Annotated in this window: 2 protein-coding genes; both read left to right on the forward strand. The window is 40.1% G+C overall.

Annotated features, from left to right (window positions below):
* Positions 1 to 104: 104 nt before the first annotated feature.
* A complete protein-coding gene (gene thiD, locus B4C08_RS05870) occupies positions 105 to 896 on the forward strand; it encodes a bifunctional hydroxymethylpyrimidine kinase/phosphomethylpyrimidine kinase (RefSeq protein WP_296663927.1) in 792 nt (263 codons plus the stop codon).
* 1 nt (position 897) lies between these two features.
* Positions 898 to 2073 carry a putative hydroxymethylpyrimidine transporter CytX gene (gene cytX / locus B4C08_RS05875; protein WP_296663930.1) on the forward strand — a complete coding sequence of 392 codons (1176 nt, stop codon included), beginning with the start codon at positions 898 to 900 and terminating at the stop codon, positions 2071 to 2073.
* Positions 2074 to 2233: the final 160 nt, after the last annotated feature.

Raw genomic sequence — 2233 nt, forward strand, 5'->3', positions numbered from 1 at the left:
ACATTAAATTATAAAACTCGAATTTCTAAAACAAAGCGACAACTGGGAGCACCACTTTTGCCGCTATAAAAAATAATGATTGTTTTCAAACCATGGAGGTAAAAATGAAAATTGCATTAACAATCGCTGGATCTGATTCTAGCGGAGGCGCCGGAATTCAAGCAGACATCAAGACAATGACAGCGAACGGAGTTTACGCAATGAGCGCTGTTACTGCATTGACTGCCCAAAATACAACTGGCGTAAAATCAATTTTGGAGTCCACGCCCGAATTTCTAAAAGACCAGCTGGACTGCGTGTTCACGGACATTTTTCCGGACGCTGTAAAAACCGGAATGGTCTCTTCTGTGCCGCTTATCAAAGTAATTGCAGACCGCCTGAAATTCTACAACGCAAAAAACATTGTCATTGACCCTGTCATGGTTTCAACAAGCGGATTCAAGCTGATTTCCGATGACGCTGTAAAAACATTATGCGACGAGCTTTTTCCGCTGGCAACTGTAATCACTCCGAATATTCCGGAAGCTGAAATTCTTTGCGGTAAAAAAATTTCTTCAGAAGAGCAAATGGAAGAAGCCGCAAAATCAATAAGCGAAAAATTCAATATCGCAGTTCTACTAAAAGGCGGACACAACTTGAACGACGCAAACGATTTGCTATTTCAAGACGGAACAGAAAAATGGTTCAAGGGCAAAAAAATAAACAACACCAACACGCACGGAACAGGCTGCACACTTTCAAGCGCAATAGCTTCAAATCTTGCAAAAGGAAAAAGCCTTGAAGTTTCAGTTCAAAAAGCAAAGGACTATATTTCAGGCTGCCTTGGAGCAATGCTAGACCTTGGAAAAGGAAGCGGTCCGATGAACCACGCATTCAGAATAAACGGAGAATACTAAAATGAACATAAAATCAAAAGAATTAAACATGGCATTAATTTGGTTTGGAGCCGGAGTTTCAATCGCTGAAATTATAACAGGAACATATTTTGCGCCGCTGGGATTTTCAAAGGGAATACTCGCAATTCTTTTAGGACACATCATCGGATGCGCGCTTTTGTTTCTTGCCGGAAGCATAGGCTCATTTTCAAAAAGAAGTTCAATGGAAACAACCAAGGGAAGCTTTGGAATTCTTGGAAGCAAATTTTTTGCGCTCCTGAATATTCTTCAACTTACAGGCTGGACTGGAATTATGATTTACGACGGCGCGCTTTCAATAAACGGAATTTTTAAAAACGGAAAATGGCTCTGGGCAATCGTAATCGGACTTTTAATAGCCGCCTGGATTTTTATTGGCATAAAAAATGTAAGCAAGCTAAACATCGCATCATTGTCCGCCCTTTTTATTCTTACAGTTGTTCTGTGCAAAATAATTTTTTTCAGCGGAAACAATTCAGTTGTAAATTCCACTCAGGAAGAAGCAATGAGTTTTGGAGCGGCAATAGAACTTGCGGCCGCAATGCCATTGTCTTGGCTTCCTTTAATCAGCGACTACACAAAAGAAAGCAACAAGCCTGTAGTGTCTTCACTTTTGAGCAGCCTTGTCTACGGAGCAACTAGCTGCTGGATGTACCTGATTGGAATGGGAGCTGCAATCTTCACTTCGGAAACAGACATTTCACTCATTCTCTTAAAGTCAGGACTTGGCTGGGCAGCGCTTGTAATCGTAATTCTTTCAACTGTAACAACAACATTTCTTGACGCATTTTCAGCAGGAATTTCATTTGAGACAATTTCTTCAAAGCCAAACGGAAAAACTGTCGCGCTGATTGTAACTACGCTCGGCACAATAGGAGCGGTTTTCCTTCCGATGGACAACATCACGAATTTTTTGTATTTAATCGGATCGGTCTTTGCCCCGATGATTTCAATTCAGATTGCAGATTTCTTTGTCCTGAAAAATGACAGTTCAGCAAAAAAAATCGACCTGCAAAAAGCCGTAATCTGGGTTTTGGGATTCGCGCTTTACAGAATTTCATTGAGCTGGAATTTTATCCTCGGAAACACGCTGCCTGTAATGCTCATAATTTTTGCCGTAACAGTCGCCGCCGGAAAAATCTTGAGCAAGAAAAAATAACGCAAACTGAAAGTATGTAATTTCTACAAACGTTATAATAACGCAAGCAAAACAATGCACAAAATGCAACACAAACTTGCTTACATTGCACTTTACGCATTTTATTTTCAGTGTTAAAATCAAATCATTATCTTAATTCTGACTTTTTACAGGAGATTTT

The organism is Treponema sp. UBA753, assembly GCF_002297325.1.
In the GTDB taxonomy this organism is placed as follows: Bacteria; Spirochaetota; Spirochaetia; order Treponematales; family Treponemataceae; genus Treponema_D.

Excerpts from the sequence above, each read along its gene's own strand:
- thiD (WP_296663927.1), top strand. The coding sequence starts at position 105 with ATGAAAATTGCATTAACAATCGCTGGATCTGATTCTAGCGGAGGCGCC.
- cytX (WP_296663930.1), top strand. The coding sequence starts at position 898 with ATGAACATAAAATCAAAAGAATTAAACATGGCATTAATTTGGTTTGGA.